Source organism: Crocosphaera sp. Alani8, from assembly GCF_038442745.1.
GTDB lineage: Bacteria > Cyanobacteriota > Cyanobacteriia > Cyanobacteriales > Microcystaceae > Crocosphaera.
This window is the reverse complement of record NZ_JARVCN010000295.1, coordinates 1-3,958: the sequence shown is the minus strand read 5'-3', so window position 1 is coordinate 3,958 and position 3,958 is coordinate 1. Positions and strand designations below refer to the sequence as shown.

The window sequence follows — 3,958 nt, the reverse complement described above, 5'->3', positions numbered from 1 at the left end:
CGGATGGCGAAGCGTCTTCGCCATCGTGAGATGTCCGTGACCCGCCTATCATCCCTACGCTGTAAAGAAGTTCAGCGTAGGGATGATAGGCGGTGAGCTAAATCAAGTGGCGAATTTACCCCTTGATATTAGAACGTGGACTTGCGAACATTGTCAAACTACCCATGAACGTGACATAAATGCATCAATAAATATTAGAAATGAAGCCTTACGGATACTCTCGTTAGGAACTAGCGAGACTTCCAATGGAGGGAGTGTAAGACGGCTAGGGGGTAAGATTTCTTGCCTCTTAGACGCAACTCCCGATGAGATTGGAAGCCCCAACTATATTGCTTGCAATTAGTTGGGGTAGTTCACACAACCTCAGTAACACTGATAATCTTGCCGCCGGTTTTGTGGATGTTTTGAATTTTTGTTGAAAGTTGACCATAACCTACTTCATAAGTTTGATTACTGCGCTTGGCCACTGGAGTAATTCCTGCTTTCGTCACAGCAATACGAAATCGTTTATTCGTGGAACCAGAGATCCCTCCAGTTGAGGCTGCTACCTTGATTTTTTGAGCTAGGTTAGAAGCAATACTAGCAATTAATTGAGCTTGATTGCTGTTGACATCGCTAGTGGCAAATCCACCCACTAGAGAAACTGTCCTGTTAAAGACATTAGTAGTCATTCCAGTTTTTGTCTTGAGACAGTAGGGATAGGGGACAATATTTTCTCCAAATTGCAGAATATAATCGTCACTATCAAGATAAGAATCGATTTCTGCTGCGTAGCCTTGCTCGTTGTAAATTTGGACGTGCTGGGCAATTTCTGCTTGGTCTAAAGGTGCGCGACCTAACAAATGTTTATAGTTTAATTCGATAAACCGATAAGTGGGATTTGCCTCAAAAAACAGAGATTTATAAAGCTCAGATTGGGCTACCATTCTCACAAATTCTCGAACAGTAATATCTCCATTTCGGAGCATCGATTCGGCACTGTCTAGACGTTGGGATTCTAACAAATGAGCATTTCCTAATAGCTGTTTGTAAACAGACCGAATAACAATTTGCAAATCGTCTTCCGTCGCATTAGGACGCAATTCCACTGGATCATTGGTGAAGGTTTCTGTTAAGCTTGCCATGATATTTTTCCTAATTTGTGTTTAAACATTTTGGCAAATCCCTTTGGGATCTGCCGTCAGGGGTCAGAATTAACTCCATTCGCTTGAGCTAAAATGATTAAGCAACTTCAGTAATGCTGACAATCTTGCCACCAGCACGATGAATTCGTTGAATTTGGGGACTCATACGGTCTCCAGGAACGATATACTCGGTGGTACTAATGCGACGAGGAGCATCAAACTTGGCCCCTTTAACCAATATTTTAAAGGTCTTGACCGTAGCATCTTTGGAGATTCCTAAACGTCCTCCCTTACTGGGTAGAACAATTTTTCCCCCACTATTGCCGGCCACTTCATCGACTAAACGAGACCCTTTAAAAGCACTATCGACTCCAGCATAGCCTTGATAAAGGGATAAAGTGCGGTTGTAACCCACTTGCTTGGAACCCACTTGGCTTTGCGCCCCTTGATAGTAAGGGACGATATTATCGCCGAATTTCTGCTGATACTCATCGCTATCAAGGTAAGAGTCGATTTCCGCCTCATACCCAGACTCAATACAAAGGCGAATATGGTTGGACAGTTCTGCTTGATCTTGGGGGGCCCGTCCCAATAAGTGCTTGAAGTTTACTTCAACAAAGCGATAGGGGGCGCAGGACTCAAAATAGCGACGGCGGTAAAATTCAGATTTTGCTACCTCCCGCACAAATTCTCGGACGGTTAGTTCCCCATTACATAGGCGAGATTCGGCGCTGAGTTGGCGTTCGCTATCCATAATGTGGGGATTGCCTAATACTTGCTTGTACACTCCCCGAATAACAATGGCTACCTCGTCAGGATTTAAAGAAGGAAAAAGTTCTAAGGGGCTATCTAAAATCACACTCATGGGAGTTCTCCTAGTTTTTTATTGGTTGGTTTTTGCTTTGAAGATAAAAAAATTGGAGTTTAAACTCAATTTTTTTATCTTCACTTATGCTCCATTTATGCGGACTAAACTAGCATTTACTGACATCTTGCACCAGTACATAAAAACTTGAATTAGTAAGCAATCAGCAGTTCCTCACTCCGTTCCGGCGCTATCGCACAACGTTCGGCTTTCATCTCTTAGCTGAAAGGGTTAAGCATTGCTTGAATCTCACTCACAGCATAAATAAGATAGAGATTGAGATGTTTCAACTGATGGCTGATAGCTGATAGCTGAACGCTTACAAACTAGCCAGTTTTATCGAAGGTGCAAGATGTGAGTTTATCTAGTCTTGAAGTAGATTAAACTGCAGTAATACTCGAAATGACACCACCTTGTTGGTGGATGCGTCGGTATTCTTGGGAGAGTTTATTAAAAGGGACTAAATAAACTTTGTTGCTCCTACGGAATTTGGAAACACGATTAACTTTACCGGGAGAGCGATAACCAGTCACTTCGATGCGGTAAACTTTTCCTTCGTCGCTGGCTCCCACACCTTGACGGCTACGAGCTCCTCTGGGGGTATCTTGGAAAGACCAACCTTCTCCAGCAACGCCACCAGAAGGAGGAATCACTGCTAGAGGGGTATCTTGGATAACATATTTGTTGAGAAGCGGTTCTTTTCCTGATAGACTTCCTTTAAGGTCACTACTAGAGGCTCCCCGCAACATAGCAAACATATGGGTGAAGCCCACCATCGTCTGTCCCGGTTGAGTTTTATAGCCTCGGTAGTAGGGGACAAAATATTCCCCATAGGCGTTCTGATATTCGTCGCTATCGAGGTAAGAATCGATTTCTGCTTCAAATCCTTGGGTATCTAAGATGGTGCTATGAACCCTCATCTCTTCCAACCCATCGGGGGTGCGGCCGAGAAAATGCTTAAAATTAAGTTCAATAAATCGATAGCGAGGGCAAGTTTCAAAAAAGCGAGTGCGGTAAAGATCAGATTTAGCCAGAGAACGCACAAACTCTCGGACACTCAATTCCCCCCGTTTAAATTGGGATTCAGGAATACTAGCCCGTTCACTCTCCATCACATAGGCATTGCCTAAAATTTGACGGTAGATGGCGCGGATAACAGTCTCCACTTCTTCTTGTGAACGCCCTGGTATCAGCTCCAATGGCGGTGTCTCTTCAAACAAACTGACTCCTAATTGAGAGGCAGGTCCAAAAACCATTGATTAATTCTCCTCTTGTTCATATAGTTGATTTAGGTCTAGTTATATAACTTTTTCTGTGTTTTTTTTCTAAATAAATGTTAAGACTCATCAAATCTTGTAGTATGGGATTAATTAATGAGAAGGCTTCAAGATAAAATAATTATCGGTATTTACAGGAGATAACAGATATGAACTCCACTCCAGACTCTACACCCGTCGGTTCCTCCCAAACTCAAGAGAATGGGCAACAAGTAACTGCAGAAGATCTCACAGAAGTCATTGAACAATTTGAACAATATCGGGAAAGACTCCTCTCTGAAACCATGACAACGGCTCAACGAGCCAAACTGCCGAAGAAAACAGCTATGGCTCAAATAGAGCCTGAACTAGCCAAAATTGACGCAACACTCTTAAGTCTCCGCCAGCAACATGCTCAACTCTAACAAATAGATATTGTCACGTTCTCCCACCGTTATACCGCTTATGCGGTATAACGGTGGCTTCTATGGGACTTTAGCAAAAATCTGGACGCAAACTTGCTCTAGTATAAATGAGATAAGTGTTTGAAGTTGATAGTGATTAGCAACTTTCCATGAGAGAAACTATTTCAACGGCCATGCCTCCTTGTTTTGACAGATGGTGCAAGAGGTTTGACCGAGAAAAACGGAGAGCTTATCCCCTTAATTATATTAATGGGGATAAGCTCGACAGGGAATTTATTCCCGTCTATA

At 42.9% G+C, this 3,958-nt stretch carries 4 protein-coding genes and 1 pseudogene; 2 read left to right on the top strand and 3 right to left on the bottom strand.

Going from position 1 to position 3,958, the window contains the following annotated elements; genetic code table 11:
• Positions 1-97: 97 nt before the first annotated feature.
• Positions 98-343, top strand: a pseudogene (locus P9B04_RS16115) (zinc ribbon domain-containing protein); the annotation flags it as partial.
• Between the two features lie 10 nt (positions 344-353).
• On the opposite strand, the gene P9B04_RS16110 reads toward P9B04_RS16115, so the two are convergent.
• The 3 genes from P9B04_RS16110 to P9B04_RS16100 form a co-directional block, all read right to left on the bottom strand.
• Entirely contained in the window at positions 354-1,124 is a 771-nt protein-coding gene (locus tag P9B04_RS16110; RefSeq protein WP_342056004.1) for a phycobilisome rod-core linker polypeptide, read from the bottom strand.
• 97 nt (positions 1,125-1,221) lie between these two features.
• A complete protein-coding gene (locus tag P9B04_RS16105; protein WP_342056003.1) occupies positions 1,222-1,989 on the bottom strand; it encodes a phycobilisome rod-core linker polypeptide in 768 nt (255 codons plus the stop codon).
• Between the two features lie 380 nt (positions 1,990-2,369).
• A complete protein-coding gene (locus P9B04_RS16100) occupies positions 2,370-3,245 on the bottom strand; it encodes a phycobilisome linker polypeptide (protein ID WP_342056002.1) in 876 nt (291 codons plus the stop codon).
• 170 nt (positions 3,246-3,415) lie between these two features.
• Here P9B04_RS16100 and P9B04_RS16095 point away from each other — a divergent pair, with 170 nt between their 5' ends.
• Complete coding sequence (locus P9B04_RS16095) at positions 3,416-3,670, top strand: hypothetical protein (RefSeq protein WP_342056001.1); 255 nt, start codon at positions 3,416-3,418, stop codon at positions 3,668-3,670.
• The last annotated feature ends 288 nt before the right edge of the window (positions 3,671-3,958 follow it).